Source organism: uncultured Shewanella sp., from assembly GCF_947491715.1.
In the GTDB taxonomy this organism is placed as follows: domain Bacteria; phylum Pseudomonadota; class Gammaproteobacteria; order Enterobacterales; family Shewanellaceae; genus Shewanella.
Window position 1 is genome coordinate 87,522 of record NZ_CANLKR010000017.1, and the last position, 24,909, is coordinate 112,430.

A 24,909-nucleotide genomic window follows, 5' to 3' on the forward strand; every position below is an offset into this window, starting at 1 on the left:
TAAAGCCCTAGCAGTATGAATGAGATTAGAATCCAATTAACTAAAGATGGCTCCCACACATTAATGAGTTCATTATTTGATGACAGCTATCATGCCCATAATGGTGCCATGAGTGAATCTCAACATGTGTATATTGACGCAGGTTTTAATGCACTTAACACGCATTTTAAACAAGTGAATATTTTAGAATTAGGCTTTGGCTCAGGTATGAACGCCATTTTGACGCTACAAAGCGCACTGGCCTCAACAGGAAAAATTGGGCGCCCTATTTATTATACGAGTATCGAGGCCTACCCGCTGCCCATAGAGATAGTCAGTCAGCTCAACTATAAACATCAGCTTTCAACAGAACTCGCTCATTTGTTCGATGTGTTACATCGCGCCCCTTGGGATTGTGATGTTGAGATTATACCGGGATTTACCCTGCATAAAACCCATGGAAAATTACAAGATTTTCAAACAAGTAAACATGATTTCAATTTAATCTATTACGATGCCTTTGCTCCCAGCAAGCAAGCTGAACTGTGGACACAGGATAATTTTGATAAAATAATCCTGCTCATGGAAAAAACAGGCATGCTGGTATCATACTGTGCCAATGGGCAATTTAAACGTAACTTAAAAGCAGCAGGCTTTACCGTTAAAGCTTATCCTGGCGCACTAGGTCGCCGTGAAATGACGAGAGCATGGAAAGAGTAGTTCCCACGCCAGTCTTTTAGGACTCCTTTGAGAATTTTGGCAATATCCTATACACAAGATATTTACCTTCAGCACGCTTGGGGTTTTCTTTCTAACTTGCGTTGCAGAGTGCGTCGGTGCATGCCCAATTGTCTGGCTGTAGCCGATACATTACCGTTGTTAGCCGTTAGCACCTGCTGAATATGTTCCCACTCTAACCTTTTAGGGTTCAATGGGGCTTCTTCTACAATATTCGAGGCAAGCGGCATTTGTTCTTGCAACAAAGTACTGAGTAAAGTGTGCGTATCAACAGGTTTAGCCAAATAATTATCGGCGCCTTGACGAATCGCTTCAACAGCCGTCGCAATACTGGCATACCCTGTCAGCAATACCATCACAACGTTAGGTAAATACTGCCTTAAAGGAGAAATTAATTTCAGGCCATTTTCATTTTCAAGTTTCATGTCTAACAGAATATGAGTTGGCTTAAATTGACGCGCCTGCAATAATCCTTGACTCGCACTATTACATGTCTGACATTCAAAGCCATGAAGACTTAAGCGACGCATTAATATCGCCGCCAAAGGAACATCATCTTCTATAATCAATAATTTAGGCATCAGCTTCACTCAATTTTTGTTTGTGCTTTCATCAGTGTCATCTTAGTCAAGCTTACTTTCCGCAGACATTGACAAGATAGGCAGTTGCACTTCTGCTATCGCGCCCCCCTCTGCATGATTAGATAACAACAAACAGCCACCTAACCGTTCTAAACTTGCATGGCTCAACAATAACGCTATCCCCATTCCTTTAGTGCTTTCAAGCATTTTATGCCCTAATTGCTCAATCAAGCTCTTCGGTATACCGGCTCCATAATCCCGAATAACAATGGATAAAGCTTGTTTTGCTGCCAAATAATGAATATTAATATCGACCCGCTGTGCATCCTCAACCTTGCGATCACTATGGTGATCTTTAGTGTTAATATGACGCATAGGATTAACAAGGTCATCATCAAAATGCTGCTGACTCGCATGAGCTGCATTCTCCACTAAGGCAATTAATACTGGCAATAAGCAAGTATCCGCATTAATTTTTTCATCCAATTTCACTCCCTTATCAAACTGAATGTTCAGAGTGAGCTCAGGAAGCCATAAAAGCAATTGTTGCTGCAAACGCTTTATTAATTCATCAGCACTGAATACGACTTGTTTTTGCTGCCTGATTGATTCAGTCGCTAATCGTAAATCAGCCAATATATGCTCACAACGCTCCAAAGCCGCTTTCATTTCATCAACAACAATTGGCTGGTGTGGCAAAGCCTCACTGACTTCATCAGCCAGTAAGTGTAAACTTGATAAAGGTGTCGCTAATTGATGTGCCATTTGCGCAGATGACATACCTAACGCTAATAATTGCTCTTGCCGAAGCTGCGCTTCACGCATCACACTTAATTCCGCCTCTTTCTCTCTGTGCCTTTGCGCAATGAATGCTACACAAATCGTTAATACTAAAGATGAAATAACAAAATTAAACCACATACCTAAATAATGTGAGCTCATATTCATCCCCTGAACTGCCATCGCTCTTTCCGGCTCAAAGAAAATCATCAAGGTATAAGCTAAAGTTGACACAAAAGTGAGACGCCAAGCAGCCCATTGAGGTAACAGAACGGCAGAGACAGCAATAGGCAATAATAACAAGGAAATAAAGGCGTTAGTCGCACCTCCTGAGAAATACAGCCAAGCAATCCAAAATAGCGTATCAAACAACAGCCCTAAAAATAGTGCCCTAGACCCTAAGTAATGACTTTTGAATAAAAACTGACTCAGTAAATATAAAGCTTCAATGGAAAGCACCCACATTAATTCAGGGCGCTCTAATGACAAGCCAAAGGTACTACTAGCAAAAAAAGTTAACCCCACTTTCAAGAGCAGCCCTAAAGCTCGCAATATGATCAATTGATCAAACACTTTTTGAGTGTGTAATAATGCCCTTAAACTCACAACGAAACCTACCTAATACAAGATGACTGAAGATCACTAAATAAAACAAAGAATATCATTTGTAAGACAATTAGTGAGGGATTTATCAACAAATCGCGACCTATGCCATTATTTAACACTGGTACGCTATAATTAATACACTCTACATACGAGTAGATTACTGCTTACACCCAGTTTTTACCTTCATTTAAAATACATGTCGAAATATTCTTGTGCCGATAAATTAATGACATCAGCACATTAAAAGGGTGAATTAACACAGGACGTGACCCATGAAACCATTAAATATATTCCCCACCTTATTATTCGTTTTCTCCTTTATTCTAGCGATACCTTTGGTTATGGCAGAAAGCGATATCCATATAAACTTACAGACTTCAAGTACCGTCGGTGTTGCACCTTTAAGTGTTCACTTTGACGCATCAAAGGTGACACTCAATCAAATCACACTCGATCCATTCAATGAAGTCCACTATTTTTGGCATTTTAATGATGACGAGCAAGAAAACTGGCTCACTAGCAACCAGACTAAAGCTCAAGATAAGGGTTTTATTACAGCACATTTATTTGAAACCCCAGGACAATACTCAGTCACATTAACCGTATCTAGCCCAACAGGCGTATTTAACCCTGTCACTAAAAATATCCTTATTCAAGTGCTAGAACCCAATGATGTATACTCAGGAAACAAGACCATCTGCCTCTCCGTGAGTAATCAGTTTGAAACTTGTCCATTTGGCGCTCAGCAAGTACAGTTACTCACAAGCTCTCTTTCTCAAGTCCTCTTAACAGCCCCTTTTCAAGCCATTCAACAAAAGCAACTTAGAGTCTGGGATCCTTATAAAGAATATGCGCTGAATATGCCCCATAACGAGACCTTCGAATATATTGACTATCAGCAACAATGGAGCTGTTTGAATGCGCTGGAAACGCATCAAGTTCAATTACTCACAACAGCTCAAATCACAGCATTATTACAGTCCAATCAAAGGATATTATTTCGTAGAGGAGAACGCTTTATCTTTACAGGTCCTCTTGTGTTTAATACCACAAATAACCATATCGGTGCCTATGGTGAATGTGAAAAAGAACATGACAATCAAGCCTTATGTGACAATGCTCCACAACTTGAATTAATCGGCTCAGACAGTTACCAAGGCTTATTGGTGTTTCCTGACAACACACATAATATTAATGTCAGTCACCTCTCTTTGAGCCACCTTTGCGGGGATCGAAATAGGGCTATTAGCTTAAGAGGCACTAACCATGCCATGACTTTCAACCGACTCAAAATACAACATTTTGATACTGCTATTATTGGTAGCACCTATGGACAATCTGAGCCGCACGATCTCATTGGTATTTTTAATTCACACTTAAAACAGATGGGGGCAGCTGAAAATACCAATACAGATCTCAATCAGTGCAACACTCCTATCACGCCAACATGGCATACAGGTGATAAACTCACGCCAGTATCATCAGAACTATGGCAAACACATTGGCAAGCCTACAAGAGAGCACTTTATCAATTAGCCACCAATAACCAGTGTAAAAGCGGAGGCAATGTTGCTTATCTTCCTGCCCATAGGCACATGATCATGGGCACATATATGCAAGATGCGGCCACTCAAAGAGCCGAACATGTATTACGGATCCCTTTAGCCTACAAATCTGTTATCTCACACAATCAGCTAGAGGCCCCATCAAATAACAAACATGCACTCAAGCTTCATAATCAAGGGGATTGTGCCATTCTACAAGACTGTGATATTAATCCTGTTCAATCAGCGAAGAATTACCCCACTGCTTGGACATTACTTCGTCATAATACTTTTCAAGCCAATACCGATATCATAGTCAATATTGGTCCCGGTACGAGTAAAGAGGGGGAACAAGTCAACCACATTCTATTTGAAGAAAATACTATTGAAGCAACAGGAGAGCAAAATCAATTTGCAATTGTATTGTCCGCTCATCATTCAACGATACGTTTCAATGACATTGACCAACATCCCCTAAGTGATTATTGGACCGCCATCAGTATCGCTAAGGGAAAAAATGAAATCCAAACTGCAGACAATAATGCCATTCTAGGCAATAAGATTAATGGCTATAACCATTTAGATTTTGTCAGATTATATGAAGGAACAGATGAGGCAAGCATAATGGACAATATCATTTGTTCGCCACAAGAACCCACAATCATAGATATTCAGCATCATGATGCTATTTATCAACACAACAATAATCAATGGTTATGCCAATAAATGTATAGGCATTACTGTGCATACCATGCATGGTAATGCGCTCAAAAACACAGCCGCATAACATAAATACAACGAAATTAAAAAATAAAACACACAGTTTCAATACAAATAAGTTTGATTTTAAAACAGCATAAAAGCTAACCAGGTAATAACCCCTTTATATACAAGGTTAAAATAATAAACATGAAAAATTTGAAATACTCTGAAATATTTTGAATATAAAAATAAACTCTACATTAATTTTTTTTTACTTTATATTATCATCAGGATTGACTGATGTAGTAGTGAGAAAATTATGTTTATAAAATACATTTTAAACACTAATTATGGTGTGATTAAAAAGAAAATCGTAAAACATAATGAAGAGAGGTTATTCTGCAGAATAAATTTACTTGAAGGTTTTGATTTTGGCCCCGTTCTTTACCATCGCAGCATTATTGGACTATTTGAAGATGAAGTTTATTTATTACATGATGTGAGTCTAGAACCGTTTCATCGAATCAAAAATTTTGAATATATCCATCACGCCGACTCCCCGAGTTGTATCCTTATCAACAAAGGAAAAGTGGTTCATTTAGTCTCATCAAAATCCTTGAAAGCAAATGAAGAAATCACATTAAACATTCCTCTTTCTTGTAAAGAAATTAATATTCCCATTCCAGAAAAATACATGTATTTAAGTAAATCCAACACAATTATATAATAATAAAAGATATTTTTTATGAGTCATAGACAACTCATCAATAAAGCTAAGATTGTTTCAAACCTAAGCCCTTCTATTCATAGTAGAGAAATATTCAATGATATTTATTAATCCAAATATAAAAGCCACATTATCAATCATATAGAAGAAAAAATAAAAGACAAAAACAAATGATAAACAAAAAAACAAACTAAAGAAACAAATAAAAAACAGACAGCACACTATAACAAAACTCCTTAAATGTTATTGAAACAGATACCTATTAATTATTTAAAGCTTTCTATTGCTATTAATCATTCTTAAAAATGTAAATTTTGACATAATTTGAAATACTAATTATTTCCTCTATGTAAAATAGAAGAATAAATTAAGCTACACAGACACTTACTTTTATCTTTCTATGCATAAAAAACATATTTTAAATGTCAATTGTGGCGTTATCATCAAAAAATCGAAATCGCCTTTCCAAGAAGGGTTGTTTACTCGAATACATTTACTAAAAGGATTTAATTTTGGTCCCGTGTTATATCATCAGTCCCTCATAGGACTCTTCGAGGATGACATTTTACCCTTCCATGAGATTAGTTTTCACCCTTATTATCGACTTAAAAACAGTCAGTATATCAATCATTCAGATACCCCCAACTGTGTGCTCATTCGCAAAGGAAAAATTATTTACCTTATCGCGTCAAAAGCGTTAAATGCAAATGAAGAAATTACATTGAACTTTATGCAAGCATGTAAAGTAAAAGACATTCCACTTCCAAAAGAATACCACTACTTACAAGAGAATTTATTCATTCAAAAATATAAATGATCCAGCCTTTGCCCATTGGATCATTATCTTTATTCCGCAGTTATTAAGTGTAACTCAGAGCCTGTCTGTTTCGCTTAGACTGGTTCTTTTTCACTCTACGTCCATACCAAAGATAAAAACCTGTCAATGATAAGAATAATGGCATACCGCCTAAAACGGACCACAATACGCGAGAAGTGAGCCCAGCAAAGGTACCAAAATGCAAGTTAATAAAACTGTCTAAGGTTTTTGCACCCAAACCTGCGCTGCGAATATCCCATTTCATGATGAAATCACCCTGATTAGGATCATAGCTAACCCCACTGGAATAATCACTCATCAACGCATTGCCTGTTGGTACCCAACCTCTAAATAATAGGTTCATGTCTGGCTCATAAGGAAAAACTAAATAAGTCAGCTTAAACCCTTCAATACGCTGTTTTGCATCAAGGTTTAATGCATCAAACGAAATGCCATCACTATAACGCTTATCTTGCAGAACAAAGCTTTTTTCTTCTGCGGTATGGGAAATCTCATGAACAAATTCAGCCAAATTCCAATATCCCCCCGTTACGGCTAAAATGATCAATACAGGTGAAGCGGTAATGCCCACCATTTTATGAAAGTCACTAAAAAAGACGCGCATTTGCTTATTCCAGCGCAAAGTGAAAAAACGCTTCCAAAATTGGCGATAAATAATAATCCCAGAAATACCGAGAAACAACATGATAATCGCTGACAACAAACCGACGAACACGCCGGCATCCTTTAATAAAAAGGTGTAATGCAGCTCAACTAACCAATCGGTGAGATAATGATCTAATGCCACAGGCTGGCTTAACACTTGTCCCGTATAGGGGTTTAAATAGATCTTAAACCAATCAAAAGTGCCTTGTTTAATCACATAAACAGCATCGGCGGTCTGCTTATCATCAAACACTTCCCAAGTCCCCAAAATATATCCGGGTAATTGAGTATGAATGCTATCGATTAAACTATCTAAACCTTGACGCTCAGGGGCGACTTGAGTCAAGGCGACACTATCAGGCATTAACCAAGCATCAATTTCTGGCTTAAAAACAATAATACTCCCCGTTAGGCTGATCACTAAAATGGGGATCATTGCCACTAACGCAGACCATGAATGTAACTTAAAGAGTTTTTTCTTATTCATTTAACTCAGCCTCTGATTGATACTTTTAGTCAGTAAAAATTATTGGTCAAATACCAAATCACATCTCAATAAACACTGTCTGAAAACGCAAAAAGTGCCTAACAATACACGTTAGGCACTTTATACTCAAAGCAAAATTTATCCTATTGCTTTTAATATGTTATATAAAATCACTTGCTTTTAATGTCACCGTTAAAAATCATAAGTTAACGTGGCAATAACCGTTCTTTCTTGGCCATAAAAACAATCACCTCGACTCATACACGTCGTGATCACTTCCTTATCCGTCACATTTTTTACATTTAATGCAATGCTGTAATCGTCATATTGGTAACCGATCATGAAATCAAATAAGGTATAGTCATCAGTTTGATAAGCGATGCCTTCATTGAATACTGGTGTAACATCCTCTGTTAACAAATAATTCGCCACCATGGCATCGGTATCACGGGTTTGTAATAAAAATTCAGTTTGGCCCACATAACGTGCACCCGCACCAATTTTAAACCCCTCTAATTGTGCTGGGCGATAAGTCGCCCAAATTGAGGCTTGATTATCCGGCGTTGATTCAAGCGGGCGACCAACAATATCATCCGTCCCTTCTTTTACTTCAGAGTCGGTAAAGGCATAGCTGGCATAAATATCCAATTGTTCCCAAGCAAGCTGAGCTTCAAGCTCTACTCCCTTAATGTTGACCTTACCGATTTGATCTTGTTGAGTTGGAGTCGTGCCATCCACATTCACCACATAGTTTTTCTGATCGATATCATACGCACTTAACGTAATTAAATGCTCAGTACCGCGAGGTTGATATTTCACTCCGACTTCATACTGCTCACCTTCTAAAGGTTTAAGCGCTAAGCCACTAGGATCTTGACCGTTAATCGGCTCAAAGGATTGGCTATAACTGATATAAGGTGAAATACCCACTTCAAACAGATACATTAGCCCTAAACGACCAGTCACAGCTTCTTGATCTTTCCAACCGGTTTGATTAAGCATCCCAGTCTCGAAATCATAATAACGTGACTTTTGCTCAATATAATCATAACGTAACGCCCCTGACACTATTACGCGTTCCGCAATTTTCATTGAGTCTTGTACATACACACCTGTCTGCTTCGCCTCATCTTTCGAAGGAATATCCTGATACCACCAAATAATATCGGTCGCCGCATTAAATGCACTGTAATCGGGTGTATAAGGATTAATGGTTCCACCATAACCAGAATCATACACATTGGTATATTCAACATTTTGATAATCAAAGCCAAAAACCACTTCATGCTCAATGGCACCCGTATCAAAAATAGCATACAAGCGTGTATCAGCGGTAAAAGCTTTTGCCGTCGCATCACTGGAATAAGCAGCACGGGACAAACTCTCATTATCAAATGCTAATGCTGGTGTAAATGAAGAATACATGCTGTCATAATCAGCCTGACTATCCATATAACGCATCGCCGTTTGCAGACTCAATACATCATTAAACTCATGTTTAAACATCGCCGTTAACGAGTATGACTCTGTATCATAGCGGTCAAATTCTGGCTCGCTAATAAAGGTGGTGCTGGACAGATCACCCTGGCTTGCATATAAAACTTGCCCGCCATAAGTCACATCGCTTACAGGCACAACCGTGCCTTCGTGGGGATAAAACTGACCCGTAGAGCCCGTTTCCAATTTTTGATAATTTCCCAGTAACGTCAGCTCTGTTGCATCGCCCATATAAAAAGTCATCGAAGGAGATAAAATAACTGCATTATCATCTACATAATCAAACTGCGTCCCACTATCACGTACCAGCCCAATCATACGATACAATACAGAATCATTACTGTTTAACGAGCCTGTAACATCGCCTGCCAATTGATAGCGGTCATTATTACCTACTTCAGCTTGAATTTGCCCACTGGTTTCAACTTGGGGTAACTTACTGGCTAAGTTAATAATCCCCCCTGTTGTACCTTGTCCATATAACACGGAAGCAGGCCCTTTTATCACCTCAATGCGACTTAAACTATAAGGGTTCATACGGGTGTTATTATAATTACCAAACATGAGCTTTAACCCATCAAGATAAGTCGTTGGAGCCGCCCCACGAATAGTCGACCAATCCCCTCGGCTATCATAGCCGTATGTTCCATTATAAAGCCCTGCCACATAACCTAAGGCATCTTGTACTGTCTGCGAACCAAGATCAGTTATCCTCTGCTCAGTAATCACAGAAACAGAAGCAGGCGTTTCAATAATAGGTACATCAGACTTTGATGCACCTGCACTATCATAAGCAATCAAGCCCGTTGAGTTGACAGTAATGATTTCAATTTCATCTTCTTTTTCTAACGCGGACTCTTGAGCAAAAACACTGCTTCCCCAAAAAACACTCATTGCGATCATTAATTTGGTTAATTTGACACCATGATCTACTGCAGACATTGTTCATTTACCTTCATTTATTATTATTTGCGACATGCTTAATTACAAAGCAATAATATTACAAATGATAATCGTTCGCAATAAGATTAATAACATTATTTATACTTTAGTCGCAAATAGTGACCAAGAGCAATACAATAATAAAAATGAAGTAACGCCTAACAACAAGGGCCTACAAAATAAAACACCTCGATCCCTTTATACAGCCCTTCTTGTGAGCCTAGAGCAAAATTGAGGGATTCTGTCTTTCACATACTGCACCAAAAAAGTTAATGTTATAAACAAAGGAATAAGCGCCATGACACCTAAAGTTGAGAAGGTTTGATAACCCAAAATACCCATCCCCCAACAAATTAATACCCATTGAATAATGTACATCGACGTCACTCTTTGTGAGCAATATTGCAGTAATACATAAAATCGATTCGGCTTAGTATGGCGAATGATCCAATCAATCCCCCAATAAACAAAAGCGGTCAAGCCCATTAAATAAATAGCGCCACCCGGGCCTAAATGAAAAAAGTCAGCAAAGTGATACTTAAAATCATAAAAGCATAGGGCGGCTCCCAGCAGCATCATTACCAGACCCGACAAACCTAAACTTCGGTATAAAAATCCTTGGTCATAATTTCTCTCCTTATAGGCCATACCAATAAATAAGCCAAAAAGTACACAAGCCATCCAAGGGAATAACGGGAAATATACGCTATATTGGTTACCCCAGAGCAAATCAAGTAAATAATCGACACCTGAAATATCTAGCCGTAATCCACTCACCACTTTACTAGACAATATCATCACCAATGCGAGTGTAAATACTCCCCATTTGTTTTTAATGAAATACCCAATAAATGCAATAAAAATCAATGATAAACCAGCCAATTGAAGAATATCACCTGTCAAAAATAGGTAATGTAATTGAGGTAGAGATAAAGGTGATGACCATGAATAAGCTGCAATGAAATTTTCAGGCATGGTATTAAACACAGCAATAGGTACCACAAACTTAAGCGCATTCATCATGTAACCTAACCCTAAAGTATAAAAACCGCGCTTAAGTGTCCCAAGTATAGATTGATCACGGGACAATACATAAGAGATCCCCATAGCCACTAAAAAGGCCGCCGTTCCTTTACCTAAAATATGAATAACACTGCCAAAAACGGTACTGCCTTGGGTAGCAACATCGCCATATATCCATAATGTGTGCACCATAATCATGATAACAACACTAAGTCCCCGCGCAACATCAATTGCCTGTAATCTTGTTGATTTGATTTCCATTTCTATTCCCTTGATTTTAAATCTGTTTATTGCCCATCTGTTCTTATTATCGGTTTATGCCATACTCGTATCACTAAATGACACACACATTGATATTAGATATTGAACTACGAGATGTTATTGATGTTCGTTGAGATAAGCTTGCTTAATTCTTTCTATACGTCTTGTCTTGCATTGCTTAGGACAGGTTTGACACAAATCTTCGGGATCCCGTAAGTAATGCATGCAGCATGCAATGCGATCTAGGCCTAAAATCTTTTTTTCTTGATTAATCTCTATAGACATTAATCGACTTTGTGCAACCAAATTTAATGCCTCAAGCCAAGCATCTGACCAAACAAGCACTTGTTGGTTACTCACAGATAAAAAAGTGCTTAATCGGCTTAACGCTGTCAATACGCTATCGGCCACCAAACGATAAGCATTTCGGCGCGGCACCTTTGCAATCGATGATAAAGCGTCATAAAACCCATCACACAGGGTTTTCAATCTGGCTGCTGCCACGGTAATCAAGTCATCCTCATCAGCAAAATCCACATCATTTTTGCTGATAAAATAACCATAAATACTGCCATGTTGAGTATGTTGTTTTAACGCGTCCAACTTCAATACCATCTTAAGGCCATGAACGCTCAACACACTCAACATAACAGGTTGCCAACACATTAAGCTCCAAGTCCTTGTCGCTGCATAAGCTTTACCCGCTTTAGGGTATTGTTCAAGATGTGATTGATACAATTGACGCAGTAGCAGAACATCCGCTTTAGCACAGAGCAACACATCTTTTTGTTCAGGCACTTGATAACATAAAGCACAGTGTAATTGAGGTGATAACCGAGCTAAAGCATCTATAGCACTCAATATATTCTTTCCTGTATCAATCCATATACCCGTGATACCTGAAGATGCATGTTTTCAGAGTCTGTAAAAGTGCCTAATTCAAGGCGTATTATTACTGGAATGCTTATTGCCTTTTAAGGTAATGCAACGCGGAAGTAGGTGATTTTACAGACTCCCAAAGGGCTGGTTTAAAAGCCTTTTATACTGCATTACTGAACATCAGCTTAGAATCACTAGGCATGCTGTTCAAAGCCTTGTCTAAAAGGCTTTTAATTCCAGCTGAATCCTGCATCTTCAGGTATCACGGGTATATAACAGCAGGACGACTCAAAAATTGAGTCGTCTTTCAATGTAATCATTTAAATTTTGCGATTGGGTTATCCAGTTTGCCATGAAATTGAAAACTGTCTATCGGGTTTTCTAAGTCAACCATTTGCTTATTATTATGCAATTGCAAACGATTTAAACAACAAAGTTCAAAGCTCTCACAAAAAATATCATATTGTTTGAATTTCGTTGCAAGCGCTAACTGTTCACCTTGATAACCTTGAATACATTCAGCGACCAAGCGCCAAAATGATTGCTCAGAATAATTTGCCTGCTCAACGAGAATGGCTGACATAAAACGAAAAAAACCATCAAAAACATCAGTAAATATGAAAGAAATTTCCATGTCTTCAGATGCCTTAGTCACAATACGCTGTACATTTTTATCCAACACTTTATCTGTATCGAATAAACACACCTCCTCACCAATATCCTTCATAATGGCTTTATAGGGCAGGTTATTTTCAAACTGTAAAATCAAGTTCTCGCCATGAGGCATAAAGACTAAACTGTGTTGATAAAAACAATGTAATAGCGGTGTCAGATAAACATCAAAATAACGCGTTAACCATTCATCAATCGATACACCAGAGGAGGCAATTAATGCAGGCAGCAAAGCATCACCATTGGGATCAATATGCAGTAAGGATGCCATAGTCATTAAACGTTGGTTGTCGTTTAAACCTGACGTTGGGTTTTCACGCCATAAAGCCGCTAACATTTTCTTATAAGGACTATCTTTAATAACTTCATTCTCATAATAAGGATTACGATAACCTACCGCAGCCACTTCCCTTAAAATTCGAAACCCTTTTGACTGTAAATATTCATCTTTATTGACCAAGCTATTCACCCAATCATTAATGACAGGCGTCGTGCGCATGTAATAAGCCGATAAACCGCGCATAAAGCCCATATTTAATACTGACAATGCCGTTTTAACATATCGTTTATGGCTATGACTAATATTAAAGAAAGTACGAATAGACTGCTGAGCTAAATAAGCATCATCACCAAAACCCAAGCAAATTAAATCACCACAGGCAATATCAGAGGAGAAGACGGTCGCAAGTTTGTTATACCATTGCCAAGGGTGTACAGGGATCAACAAATAGTCATTGGGATTATAACCTTTATCAGTGATAACCTGATTAAAACTATCCAATGTAGCTCTATCCATCTCCTCAGCTAACAATGTGTCATAATCCAAATCATGAGCAGACGAAAAATGAGCCCGGCGCTTATGTGCAGCCAAATAAACCAAACTAACAGGAGCTGCAGCTTCAGGCGCATAGGCACGATAATCGATAGCATCAAAACCAATTCGCCCATTATTAGCAATAAAAGAGGGATGCCCTTCGTTCATCGCCGTCTCAACTTGCTGAAAATCAGCCTGTGTTAATTCTTGAGACGATAAGCCATTTTTAGTGTATTTATATGCGCTACCACATAAAGTACTGCTTATTTCCTCCATATAAGTCGGTAACTTATCAGGATCAATATTCAAGCTTTGACAAAACTCAATGATAAACAATAAAGAGTCCAACTTAGACACTTCATCATTAATACGCTTTTCAATGGATTTTTCATCAATCAACCAATGTGATAATGCTAATTGTTGTGCTTTAAAGAAATAGCTTACCCCTGCTTGATCAGCTTGAAGTTCATAGTGTTTCCAAACCTCTTTTTTATCTGCATCATCAGAGAGTAAAATCGGTGAAATGACTCTCTCATGAGCCAATTCAGCGATGCATTTCTTCACATGTAAACGATTAACCAAAGCCCATACACTAGGTTCAATAGAATTAACCACTCGTTCTGGATAACATTGAAATTTTTTGATTTCAGCCAGTTGACGTTTATTAGCCAACTGATTATCAATTGCATGATCAAACTGTTCTCGAGTACAAAAGCCTAAGTAAGCTCTTTTTTCCGGTAATTGGATCAAACGTTCATGTATAAATCCCGCTTTTTTATTCAACCGTAATATTTTTTCATTTTTGTGATGGGGCTCAACAACAACTCTATTGGCATTAAAAATAGAGAAAATACAATCCATAACAGAACAAAAAACGTCAAATGTGAAACCTGAAATAGGTTTATCGGCAGGTGCAATAAGAATATGCATACCAATATCACCACTTTGAACATCATAATGTTGTCCCAGAATATCTTCTTTAGGATCATAAAGTTCAATTAAAAATTGAGGGGTATTATCTATACACCCCATATAAACTTGGCAAGATTGATCTGGTTTTATATCGTACTCTTTAATCACTTGGTTTAAGCTTTGTCCCTGCATTCCCCAAAATTTGGCATAGGGTAAATTAACCCAGTGATGAACTAAGCTTAAATCATCTGGCACGTGCAAATCACGGATTTCAATTTGCCCAATACCTTCGACATTTCGAAAATAATGAGTTGTTAACTGTGCCATTTTATCCCCTTAATAATAATGCACAATGGCTCACAATCAGTAAACCATATGGAATGGAATTTAATTTATTTAAAAATATTTATCTAAATTTTGACAACGGATTAATTAATTTACCTTCAAACTGCAATGCTTCAGCAGGATCTGATAAACTGACCATTTCAAAGTTATTTCGTAATTGAAGTCGATTTAAGCAGGATAAAGAAAAATCATCTTTAAAAAGATCATGTTTCTCAAACCTATCTGATAACTCAGGGAATGTAGATTGATATTCACTCACGCAATTTGCAACAAGAGACCAGAAGTCATCATCTTCAATGCCCATATGTTCAAATAAAACAGCCGTTAAATGCCTAAAAAATCCATCAAAAACATCGATAAATATGGATAACAATTCCAACTCTTCTGGTAAGGATATTGATAATTTACTAACAGGGTGATCCAAGGTTAAATTCGAATTTAATAAATAAGCTTCTTCTCCTGTATCTTTCATAATAGATTTCACAGGAACATTATCTTTCATCACTAAAATAATGTTTTCACCATGAGGCATAAAGACGAGATTATGGGTATAAAAACAATGAAGCAATGGTGTCAAATATACATCTAAATACTGAATCAACCATTCTTTTGTATTTAATGGAGAATCTTCAATGATGAGTGGCAGTAATGCATCTCCTTTCACATCGACATGAAGCAACGCAGCCATTGTTAATGCTTTTTCATTCGGTTCAATTAAATGTGCAGGGCTTTCTCTCCACAGCGCCGAAAGCATTTTTTTATAGGGATTTGAGTCTTTGAAATCATAGTCATACACACAGCTTTTATAACCAACTGCAGCAACCTCCCTTAACATATGGAAGTTTTTTTCCTCTAGATAATTATCATTATTAATTAAGTTATATAACCAATCATTGATTTTAGGTAAACTTGCCATATCATGGGCAAACAAGCCACGAATGTATCCCATATTCAAAATAGATAATGCTGTTTTAACATAATTTCGATCAGGTGCTGTATTATTGTACATAGTCCTGATAGATTGTTGAGCTAAATATTTATCATCACTTCGACCTAAATAGATTAAATTCCCCTCAGCTAAATCAGCTGAAAACACATTAACAATTTTGTTATACCATTGCCAAGGGTGCACAGGAATGAGCATAACGTCATTCATTGAATGACCTAATTCAGCCAGTTTTGTTTTAAATTTATCTATCGTTTCTATATCAAGTTCATTATGGATCAGCGTTTGATAACTTAACTCACTTATCGATGAAAAAAACACTTTATTATTTTTTGCTGCAAGATAAATTAAAGCAACTTCTTCGCCAACTTCAGGTGCATACTGGTGATAATCAACGGCATCAAATCCTATACGGCCATTATTCGCAATAAAAGAAGGGTGTCCTTCATTCATTGATGACTCTATTTTTTGCAGATCTGCATGTACAAGCTCTTTTGATGACAGTCTGGGCTGAGTATACTTATAGGCACTGCTGTATAGAGTGCTACTTATCTCTTCCATATAGGTCGCAAGATTGGCTTCAGATATGCCTAATCGCTCTCGAAATTCAATAATAAAAAGCAATGAATCAAGCGAAACTACATCATCATTTATTCTTTTCTCAATCGACTTAGCATCAATAAACCAATGATCTAAAGCTAATTTTTTAGCTTTGAAGAGATAATTCACATTGGATTCATCTGCGTCTATTCGATAACATGCCCATTCTTCTAAACTTATCGTTTCTTCAGATAATAAAACTGGAGAAATAATTCTCTCATGAGCCAATTCTGCTATACACTTCTTCACATGTAATCGATTGACTAACTTCCAAGTCTCTTGATTGATTGCACTTAAAGCATAATCAGCATCATTATGCGATGAAAATTGCTTAGTTGATTGATTCATATTAGAGTTTCCATTGATATTTGCTGATAAAATATGTCTCTTGAGCAGAAGCCTAAATAGGATTTTTTATGCTTCAAATAAATAACGTCATTAAAGCTAAAGCCGACTCGAATGCTTAATTTATGCATTTTTTTATTACGGTAATCAGGCTCTATAACAACTCTTATGGCCTGAAAATGGTTAAATAAAAAATCAAGCACACAACACAACACAAAAAATGTAAAGTTATGAACGTACTTATTGGGTGGTGCCACCAAAATATGTAAACCAATATCACCATCACAAACAGAATAATGTTGGCTTAACGGATCTTTTTTAGGGTCATACACTTCAATCAAAAACTGAGGTTCATTATCCAACCACCCAATAAAAACTTGAGTACCACTTTTTATAATATTTGCATATTCCTCTACCACTTGCTCCTTAGTCTTTCCTTGTAATCCCCAAAACTCCGCATATGGCATATTAACCCACTCATGAATATGCACTAAATCTTCAGGAAACTGTATTAATTGAATACAAAATCGACCTATACCTTTAAAAGGTTGAGAATAATGCTTCATCTTAAATAACCTATGTTAAATAACGATTCCGTTAACTATTCAAATACTGCTAACTACAGCACTACTGTTTTCTCGTTATAATATTCTGATTTAAATAATGACATAATAACAATCAGTGTCATTAAAAAACCCAAACTTGCTACATAAAATGGTAAATTTAATTGATCCCCTAAAACTAACACGCCAGAAATAAATGATGAGAAAATCAAACCTATATTCTGCATGAAATAAACCTTGCTAAAATCAGAAGCATAAGCATCAGGTGTACTCATTTCAAAAAGGATCACTTCTAAACGTACTGTTACTTGAAATAATGATATGCCGAATATAACTCGACCCAATATAATTAACCAGCTTAATTCAACGCTTTGCAAAGCCAGTCCAATACTGCCTGCGATCAAAGATAAAAAACAGACTTTGAAGTGTGACTTACTCTGACCATTCATATGGTTATAATATAAAACAAACAAAGCTATCCAACCGGGAATAGAATAAACGATACCTGCAAGTAAATCATTATCAATTTGACTGATCTCTTTCCAATAAGATGAAAAGAAGGGACTAATAATATAGGCACTAAAATAAAATAACGCAGATATGACACCTATCTTATAAACAAAACCTTTTGATCTCTGCTTACTTTCATTTTCCGTAGACCTAATAACCTCAGCCTTAAAAGGCACATTTCTCGTCTGAATGACAACCAAACATACAATAACTTGTAAAATATCAGTTGAGGCCATGATTAAATACACATCTTGGGGATCAAATATTTGTAGTATGAATCCTCCTACAACAGCACCACCAATTGCGCCAAGATGAACCAAAGCAGAAAAAATACCAATTAAATTAAGATGGTTGCTTTTCTCCTCTAAACGTAAAATAAATGGGTACATTAACAAATAGCTGGCTTTAAAAATAAGCATGGTTTGGGATAAAATCCAAAACATCACCAAATCTGTGCTATAAAAACAAGCAATCCCTAATATTGCTGCTGCAATTTGGGTATAGACCCAAAGGTGCAGTTCATTGATTTTTTTTGCTACTTTTGCCCAAACAGGAAAAGCAAGCATGACAGTAAAGCAACAGGTAGCGATATAAATACCGACATGTTCACTGCTCTCAACATTAAATACTCGAGAGAAAAACTGCGGATAGAAAGGTAACAACATGGTATCGGCAACAACCGATACCAAGGTCAATAAAATTAAAGCGAGTTTTAAATTCATGTTAACGCTGACTCAACAGAGGTGAATGTCGCTGAATTATCTTTCTCGACGTCCACCATTTTAAAGGGGGTAATTGGCGATGTAGGCGTGTCAAATTGCTGAAATGCAATTTGTGTTTCTACTTGATAATGTTCCACTCCCGTTATTTCTCTTAATAAATAAGAATTACGGTACGCAGCCATACCTAAATCAGGTGTCACAAAACCATGGGTATGTAACTCAGCATTTTGAACAAAAATCTCCTGCCCATGATGATCAATACTGTAGTTACGGTTAACATCAAAACGCCCATGCTGATCCCATTTTATACGATGGGTGATCCCTTCAAGAAAATCAGGCAAACGATAAGCATAACCCGTTGACAAAACGAGTCCTTCAGTTAACAGTTGATAACGCTTGTCTTGCTCTTCTTGATGAAATTCAAGCTGAATATGACCATTATTATCGTCCATTTTTGCACCAATGAGATTAGCATTGGTGAGCATATTGACATTCACATCACCTGATAAACGTTTAATATACAGAAGATCATAAATCTCATTAATTAAACAACTATTAATCCCTTTATATAAATGTTTTTGATTCTTCATCAACTCATCACGTTTTTGAGCTGGCAAATCGTGAAAATAATCAACATATTCAGGTGATGTCATTTCCAAGGTTAACTTTGAATACTCAAGTGGATAATAGCGCGGCGCACGGGTAACCCAGTTTAATTGATAACCATAGGTATCAATATCTTGTAACAAATCATAAAATATCTCTGCCGCACTTTGCCCACTCCCCACAATGGTAATAGACTTTTGTTGTTGCAGTGACGCTTTATCTTCCATATAGGTGGCTGAATGATGGGCCACATGCATAATCCCTTCACAAGCATCAGGAATATAAGGTGCAGGCCCCGTGCCTAACACCAGTTTTTTCGTTTTATACTTAATTAACTCATCTGTCTTAGTATCGTTTGCTTCGATGACATAAACTTGTTCATCTTCGTTAAAAGTTACCTGATTGACACACGTATTAAAACGAATATTAGACAACTCTTGAGTCGCCCACTGACAGTACTGGTTATACTCTTGACGCATTAAGAAAAAACTTTCTTTAATATAAAAAGAATACATGCGCCCTTGTTTTTTAATGTAATTTAAAAAACTCAAAGGATTAGTCGGATCAGCCAGCGTCACTAAATCCGCCATAAATGGGGTTTGTAAATGCGAACCTTCAATCATCATACCAGGATGCCAATCAAACCCTTCATTTTTATCTAAAAATATCCCAGTTAACTCCTCAATGGGCTCAGACAGGCACGCTAGCCCTAAATTAAATGGACCTAAGCCTATCGCGATAAAATCATAAATAGGATCTTGCATCATACATTCCTTAATTTTTTATAATATTGAGATAGACTTATGCTTGTACATGTAAATTAAAGAAGTGACTGCCATGTTCTTTAATTAAATTCAATACATCTTCTAAATCTGAAAGCTGAGTACTGGGATTTAATAAGGTAAATTTTAAATAGCGTCGCCCTTGGACTTGAGTGCTCGCCACAACGGCTTCTCCAGAGCGAAATATGGCTTTACGAATATGCTCATTTGCTTTATCAACGTGTTCAGGCGAACATTCACCATCTGGAATATATCTAAAGACTAAAGTACTAATTTCAGGCTTATGCAACACTTCAATATGCTTGTCTGCTTGATAAAAGACATAGGCTTGTTTGGCCAAATCCATCACTTGTTCAAAAATAGCCCCAATTTTATTGGGCCCCATAATACGCATGGTTAACCACAGCTTTAACGAATCAAAACGCCGAGTGGTTTGAATACTTTTATTGACAAGGTTAGGCGTACCTTCTAATTGCTGGCTCAATGGATTTAAATATTCTGCATGATGAGTCACAACCGACAAATTAGCCTTATCTTTCACAAAAAAAGCACCACAGCTAACGGGTTGAAAGAATGATTTATGAAAATCGACAGTAACGGAATCCGCTCGCTCAATACCACTTAATAAGTGACCATAATTTTCTGTCACTAATAAACCACAACCGTAAGCCGCATCGGCGTGCATCCAAAGACCATACTTTTCACATAAATCCGCAATCTGATTAATTGGATCAATACTGCCAAAATCGGTTGTTCCTGTCGTTGCCACAACAGCAATAGGAATAAGCCCTTGTTTTAATGTTTCAATAATTCGGCGCTCTAACACCGTCGTATCCATTTTAAATTTACTATCGACGGGTATAGACACAACAGCATCGTAACCTAACCCTAATATAGCCGCCGATTTTTGCACGCTAAAGTGACTACTTTCAGAAGTGAAAATTCTAAACTTATTCGCATCGCTGGGCAGGCCTCGCTCTTTGATTTCATAGCCTGGTTCTCTATTGGCACAAAAAGCATCACGTGCAAGCAACATTGCCATTAAATTCGATTGCGTTCCACCACTGGTAAAAATACCATCACCATTTGTACCAAAACCAATACGTCTCGCGGTCCAGTCGAGTAATGTTTGCTCGATTAATGTGCCACCAGCACTTTGATCCCAAGTATCTAGCGAAGAGTTAATCGACGATAAAATTAATTCGGCTAAAATAGCTGGATAAACAATAGGACAATTTAAATGCGCAATATATTTAGGATGATTAAAATAAACAGCATCTTTTAAATAAACGCCCTCTAACTCTTTTAATGCATCAGGAATATTCTCAAAGGGCGAGTCCAAATCAATATTATCAAATTTAGGGGCTAATTCATGCGGAAGAATCCCTGTAAAAGGGCCATCAAGATCGGTCAATTGCTTCTTAATCAATGATAAACCTTGCAATATTCCTTGCTCATATTCAGCTAAGTTATCACTATTAAAAACATACTGACGATTTTCTTCGTTATTGAATGCTACCGATGGCATGTTTACAGCAGCAGATGTTTCAGCATTGATCATAATGTTTTACCCTTGAGCGACATTGAAAAAATCAGATTTAAATAAAAATCCTAATCCTAGGATGCATGCGACTTGATGCTATTTCACACAGTCAAAATGGCCTTTCTGTACTCACTCAATGATCAAATCATAAAAGCTCATGTACGCCTTTAGTCGCACCCCTTTTAACAAGGAATTGAACTATAATGATAACCATTATCATTTGCAATAGTATTTCTGTTAAATATTGCTATTTTCACACCTTAATCACAAAAAGCTTAAGTAATAAACAAGTCATTATGATTAGAGTCATAAAAAAGCACCGGATCACACATAGTCAAGATCTGTCAGCTTTAGATATAAAATGTAAAGACCGCAAGAGTCGCTAGGAAAAATGAAGTCACTTGAGCATCAAAACGCAGCTAAAACCCACCTCTGTAAGTAAAAACACAAATTCAAGTACAACCTCCTACCAATGGAAACATTAACGATAAAAAACGTCGACCATCAAACTTAGATACACACTATTCATGTTTCAAAAGTGTTTAATCATTCATACTTTAGTATTGCATGTTCTTTTAATACCCCTAATTAGTTGGTGTAACGTTAAATTACGCTTAAATTTCACCAAACAATTATGCGAATAGTAACCATTTTCATTACTATTCAGATGAAGAACGGAGGAAGCCACTCAGTGAATATGTCTTACTCAAATCATATTCAGATAACTGACCTGAAAGTCACCCGAGTTAACCTTCTAAGACAATATGCAGCGGTTTTTTATATTAAAAAGCAAATTGTAATCAGATTAACATCATCCTTTTTAATATAAACCAAAGGATAAGAAAGATATAAAATCATAAAAATCAGATAGTAACGCATTATAAATTAAGTATTATTATAAAGGCATCATCATGTTTAAAAAACCAATTAGCCAAAGACACTACTATTATAATATTAATCAATTCACCCCCAAGATAAATCAATTAACTGCCAGCATTATTTTATTGGGAAGTGGTTTATGGCTTAATTCAGCTTTAGCAGAAGAAGATCCTACCCTTGTAAATGATGATATTGAAGTGATAACCGTTAATCCCACCGGATTAATTTCTTATGTTAGCGCCAGCGCATCTAAATCTGATGTTCCGATTATTGAAACACCTTCATCAGTATCAGTGATCACCGAACAACGCATGGCTGATTTAGGATCAACGACAGTTCAAGATGCACTCGGTTATGTATCAGGGTTATACAATGGTACATATGGCTATGACAGTCGAGGGGACTGGTCCAGTATTCGCGGAGTCGCACCAACACAATATTTAGATGGCATGAAAATGTTATTTGGTTATTACAACAATACGCGACCAAGCCCTTATACTTTAAGCCAAATAGAAGTGTTAAAAGGCCCCACTTCAGTGCTTTATGGACAGGGGTCAACGGGGGGAATTGTCAATTTAGTGAGTAAATTACCCGAAGAAGAAACCTCAGGCAGTATAACAGCTTCAATGTCAAATTATGATGGTTATCAAATATCTGGCGATGCTACTGGCTCATTAGATGAAGACGGTTCTGTTTTATACCGCGTAATAGGATTGGCTAGAAAGAGCGGCACTCAAGTCGATTATGTCGATGATAATAGCTATATTTTCTCCCCCTCTTTGACCTTCAATATCAATGATGACACAACACTGACTTTGCTCGCTAATTTTCAGCAAAATGAAACAGGCTCAACGACACAGTTTTATCCGCAGGAAGGCACTGTCGTATCAATCGATGATTCTATTTCCCCTAACTATGGTAATTTTTCCAGTTCAACCTTTATTAGCGATCCAGACTTTGATCGATACAACACCCAATCTCAAGCATTAACGGCCATGTTAGATCATGACTTAAATGATAATTGGTCGATACGCGGCGCAATGCGTTATATGAACAGCAGCGCCCAATACGATACCATGTATGCAAATTACCTTGAAAGTGATAATGAAACACTGCACCGTACCGCCTATTCAAGTGATGCAACATCAAAAACGTTGACCTCAGACTTTCGTCTCAATGGTGATATAGAGACCGGACTCATAGAACATAATCTGGTTTTTGGATTAGATTATCAAGACTCGACCTATACCAATGTTTATAGCTATGGTGACGGCGGCACAATTAATGTTTATAACCCAGATTATAGTGCCTTTAATGCCAGCACCGATATCAATTGGTGGTCTGAAAATGTCGCTTCAGAAAATAAATTTAAGCAATCAGGCGCCTATGCACAAGATGTGATGAAAATTGCCAATAAGTTCATTGTATCAAGCGCATTACGCTACGATTATCTGCAACAGACAAATCTCGATACCAGCTGGCAAAATCAAGATGCGGTCTCAAAAAGTGCAGGGTTGATGTATTTAATGGATGCGGGGATCTCTCCATACATTAACTACAGTGAATCTTTTGAAGTGGTCAATTTATCCGATGTCGGCAACAACTTGTTAGATCCTGTCACCGGTAAACAAATCGAAGTGGGCATAAAGTATCAACCTAGAGGGACTGATCATTTAATCACCGCGAGTGCATATCGCATCACTCAGAAAAATCGAGTCAATTCTACTTATGACACTGATACTGGTTGGAACTACTCTCAAATAGGTAAAGTCCTCATTAAAGGGTTTGAACTAGAAGCACAACTTGCTTGGGATGAATTTGATGTTTATGCCAGTTATGCCTATACGGACTCTGAAGTACTGGAAAGTGTTAATGACTATGAAGTCGGTAACCCATTAGAGTCGACCCCCAATAATTTACTTTCTACTTGGGTCACTTACAGGCCAAAACAGATTGATGGTTTTAAAATGGGTCTTGGTGCGCGCTATGTTGGTAACAATTACTTTTGGTTAACAACCCGTAATGTTGAAGCCATGTCAGAAAATGGTGATACAGAAGCCATTTATAATGACCCTGTATACACCAAAACCGATGGTTATGTAATAGCTGATTTCATGGTGGGATATGAATTTACCGATTACGACATCAGTTTACATGTGAATAACCTTGAAGATAAGCAAGTTGTCACAACTTGTACTAACAGTAGCTCCACCAGCGCGGGATCATGCTATTACAATCAAGGTCGCAGTGTAATGGCTAGCGTATCTTATAAATTCTAAGAAATGTTATCCTGACTTTTATCACTATTACTAAAGCAATGGATTTGACGATAATGACAAAGCATTAAATCAATGCTTTTGTCATTCTATACCCAAACCACTTGAAGATGCAGGATTCAGCTGGAATTAAAACGCGTTTAGGCAAGGCATTGAGTTGAGGGC

At 37.3% G+C, this 24,909-nt stretch carries 17 protein-coding genes; 5 read left to right on the forward strand and 12 right to left on the reverse strand.

The features are described 5' to 3' along the window. The first annotated feature begins 15 nt into the window (after positions 1 to 15). Positions 16 to 699 (forward strand): tRNA (5-methylaminomethyl-2-thiouridine)(34)-methyltransferase MnmD, encoded by a 684-nt coding sequence (gene mnmD, locus Q0779_RS12960; RefSeq protein ID WP_298773142.1) that lies wholly within the window; start codon positions 16 to 18, stop codon positions 697 to 699. A 68-nt stretch (positions 700 to 767) separates the two neighbouring features. Here the strand turns inward: mnmD and Q0779_RS12965 are convergent, their stop codons facing one another. Both Q0779_RS12965 and Q0779_RS12970 read right to left on the reverse strand, forming a co-directional pair. Then, positions 768 to 1,298, reverse strand: a complete 531-nt coding sequence (locus Q0779_RS12965; RefSeq protein WP_298773144.1) for a response regulator — start codon at positions 1,296 to 1,298, stop codon at positions 768 to 770. Between the two features lie 42 nt (positions 1,299 to 1,340). Beyond that, the gene (locus Q0779_RS12970; protein WP_298773145.1) at positions 1,341 to 2,684 is read right to left on the reverse strand and encodes an ATP-binding protein; all 1,344 of its coding nucleotides are present in this window, start codon (positions 2,682 to 2,684) and stop codon (positions 1,341 to 1,343) included. A gap of 272 nt (positions 2,685 to 2,956) precedes the next feature. Here Q0779_RS12970 and Q0779_RS12975 point away from each other — a divergent pair, with 272 nt between their 5' ends. From Q0779_RS12975 to Q0779_RS12985, 3 genes are all read left to right on the forward strand, one after another. Next, positions 2,957 to 4,954: a PKD domain-containing protein gene (locus tag Q0779_RS12975; protein ID WP_298773146.1), complete on the forward strand. Its 1,998-nt coding sequence runs from the start codon at positions 2,957 to 2,959 to the stop codon at positions 4,952 to 4,954. Positions 4,955 to 5,249: 295 nt separating this feature from the next. Then, positions 5,250 to 5,657, forward strand: coding sequence for a hypothetical protein (locus tag Q0779_RS12980; protein WP_298773147.1), 408 nt, complete (start codon positions 5,250 to 5,252; stop codon positions 5,655 to 5,657). Positions 5,658 to 6,057: 400 nt separating this feature from the next. After that, positions 6,058 to 6,474, forward strand: a complete 417-nt coding sequence (locus tag Q0779_RS12985; protein WP_298773148.1) for an SET domain-containing protein — start codon at positions 6,058 to 6,060, stop codon at positions 6,472 to 6,474. A gap of 43 nt (positions 6,475 to 6,517) precedes the next feature. Here the strand turns inward: Q0779_RS12985 and Q0779_RS12990 are convergent, their stop codons facing one another. The 10 genes from Q0779_RS12990 to Q0779_RS13035 form a co-directional block, all read right to left on the reverse strand. Beyond that, positions 6,518 to 7,627: a PepSY domain-containing protein gene (locus Q0779_RS12990; protein WP_298773149.1), complete on the reverse strand. Its 1,110-nt coding sequence runs from the start codon at positions 7,625 to 7,627 to the stop codon at positions 6,518 to 6,520. A gap of 192 nt (positions 7,628 to 7,819) precedes the next feature. Then, complete coding sequence (locus tag Q0779_RS12995; RefSeq protein ID WP_298773151.1) at positions 7,820 to 10,066, reverse strand: TonB-dependent siderophore receptor; 2,247 nt, start codon at positions 10,064 to 10,066, stop codon at positions 7,820 to 7,822. A gap of 198 nt (positions 10,067 to 10,264) precedes the next feature. Further along, positions 10,265 to 11,350, reverse strand: a complete 1,086-nt coding sequence (locus tag Q0779_RS13000; protein ID WP_298773152.1) for a heparan-alpha-glucosaminide N-acetyltransferase domain-containing protein — start codon at positions 11,348 to 11,350, stop codon at positions 10,265 to 10,267. Between the two features lie 117 nt (positions 11,351 to 11,467). Beyond that, a complete protein-coding gene (locus Q0779_RS13005; protein ID WP_298773153.1) occupies positions 11,468 to 12,211 on the reverse strand; it encodes a siderophore ferric iron reductase in 744 nt (247 codons plus the stop codon). 334 nt (positions 12,212 to 12,545) lie between these two features. Next, the gene (locus tag Q0779_RS13010) at positions 12,546 to 14,954 is read right to left on the reverse strand and encodes a GNAT family N-acetyltransferase (protein ID WP_298773154.1); all 2,409 of its coding nucleotides are present in this window, start codon (positions 14,952 to 14,954) and stop codon (positions 12,546 to 12,548) included. A 79-nt stretch (positions 14,955 to 15,033) separates the two neighbouring features. Continuing rightward, positions 15,034 to 16,866 (reverse strand): IucA/IucC family siderophore biosynthesis protein, encoded by a 1,833-nt coding sequence (locus Q0779_RS13015; RefSeq protein ID WP_298773155.1) that lies wholly within the window; start codon positions 16,864 to 16,866, stop codon positions 15,034 to 15,036. Continuing rightward, positions 16,863 to 17,429, reverse strand: a complete 567-nt coding sequence (locus Q0779_RS13020) for a GNAT family N-acetyltransferase (protein ID WP_298773156.1) — start codon at positions 17,427 to 17,429, stop codon at positions 16,863 to 16,865. The genes Q0779_RS13015 and Q0779_RS13020 overlap by 4 nt, the downstream gene beginning before the upstream one ends. Before the next feature lie 53 nt (positions 17,430 to 17,482). Next, positions 17,483 to 18,658 (reverse strand): MFS transporter, encoded by a 1,176-nt coding sequence (locus Q0779_RS13025; protein ID WP_298773157.1) that lies wholly within the window; start codon positions 18,656 to 18,658, stop codon positions 17,483 to 17,485. Then, a complete protein-coding gene (locus Q0779_RS13030; protein WP_298773158.1) occupies positions 18,655 to 20,031 on the reverse strand; it encodes a SidA/IucD/PvdA family monooxygenase in 1,377 nt (458 codons plus the stop codon). Before Q0779_RS13030 ends, Q0779_RS13025 begins: the two co-directional genes overlap by 4 nt. Positions 20,032 to 20,065: 34 nt before the next feature. Next, positions 20,066 to 21,607, reverse strand: coding sequence for an aspartate aminotransferase family protein (locus Q0779_RS13035; protein ID WP_298773159.1), 1,542 nt, complete (start codon positions 21,605 to 21,607; stop codon positions 20,066 to 20,068). 893 nt (positions 21,608 to 22,500) lie between these two features. Here Q0779_RS13035 and Q0779_RS13040 point away from each other — a divergent pair. Then, complete coding sequence (locus Q0779_RS13040; protein ID WP_298773161.1) at positions 22,501 to 24,747, forward strand: TonB-dependent siderophore receptor; 2,247 nt, start codon at positions 22,501 to 22,503, stop codon at positions 24,745 to 24,747. The last annotated feature ends 162 nt before the right edge of the window (positions 24,748 to 24,909 follow it).

Bases quoted from the DNA above. Each gene is read 5' to 3' on its own strand.
- Q0779_RS12975 (WP_298773146.1), top strand. From the start codon at position 2,957: ATGAAACCATTAAATATATTCCCCACCTTATTATTCGTTTTCTCCTTT.
- Q0779_RS13035 (WP_298773159.1), bottom strand. From the start codon at position 21,607: ATGATCAATGCTGAAACATCTGCTGCTGTAAACATGCCATCGGTAGCA.
- Q0779_RS13010 (WP_298773154.1), bottom strand. From the start codon at position 14,954: ATGGCACAGTTAACAACTCATTATTTTCGAAATGTCGAAGGTATTGGG.
- Q0779_RS13020 (WP_298773156.1), bottom strand. From the start codon at position 17,429: ATGAAGCATTATTCTCAACCTTTTAAAGGTATAGGTCGATTTTGTATT.
- Q0779_RS12980 (WP_298773147.1), top strand. From the start codon at position 5,250: ATGTTTATAAAATACATTTTAAACACTAATTATGGTGTGATTAAAAAG.
- Q0779_RS12965 (WP_298773144.1), bottom strand. From the start codon at position 1,298: ATGCCTAAATTATTGATTATAGAAGATGATGTTCCTTTGGCGGCGATA.
- Q0779_RS12990 (WP_298773149.1), bottom strand. From the start codon at position 7,627: ATGAATAAGAAAAAACTCTTTAAGTTACATTCATGGTCTGCGTTAGTG.
- mnmD (WP_298773142.1), top strand. From the start codon at position 16: ATGAATGAGATTAGAATCCAATTAACTAAAGATGGCTCCCACACATTA.
- Q0779_RS12995 (WP_298773151.1), bottom strand. From the start codon at position 10,066: ATGTCTGCAGTAGATCATGGTGTCAAATTAACCAAATTAATGATCGCA.
- Q0779_RS13000 (WP_298773152.1), bottom strand. From the start codon at position 11,350: ATGGAAATCAAATCAACAAGATTACAGGCAATTGATGTTGCGCGGGGA.
- Q0779_RS13040 (WP_298773161.1), top strand. From the start codon at position 22,501: ATGTTTAAAAAACCAATTAGCCAAAGACACTACTATTATAATATTAAT.
- Q0779_RS13025 (WP_298773157.1), bottom strand. From the start codon at position 18,658: ATGAATTTAAAACTCGCTTTAATTTTATTGACCTTGGTATCGGTTGTT.
- Q0779_RS13030 (WP_298773158.1), bottom strand. From the start codon at position 20,031: ATGATGCAAGATCCTATTTATGATTTTATCGCGATAGGCTTAGGTCCA.
- Q0779_RS13015 (WP_298773155.1), bottom strand. From the start codon at position 16,866: ATGAATCAATCAACTAAGCAATTTTCATCGCATAATGATGCTGATTAT.
- Q0779_RS12985 (WP_298773148.1), top strand. From the start codon at position 6,058: ATGCATAAAAAACATATTTTAAATGTCAATTGTGGCGTTATCATCAAA.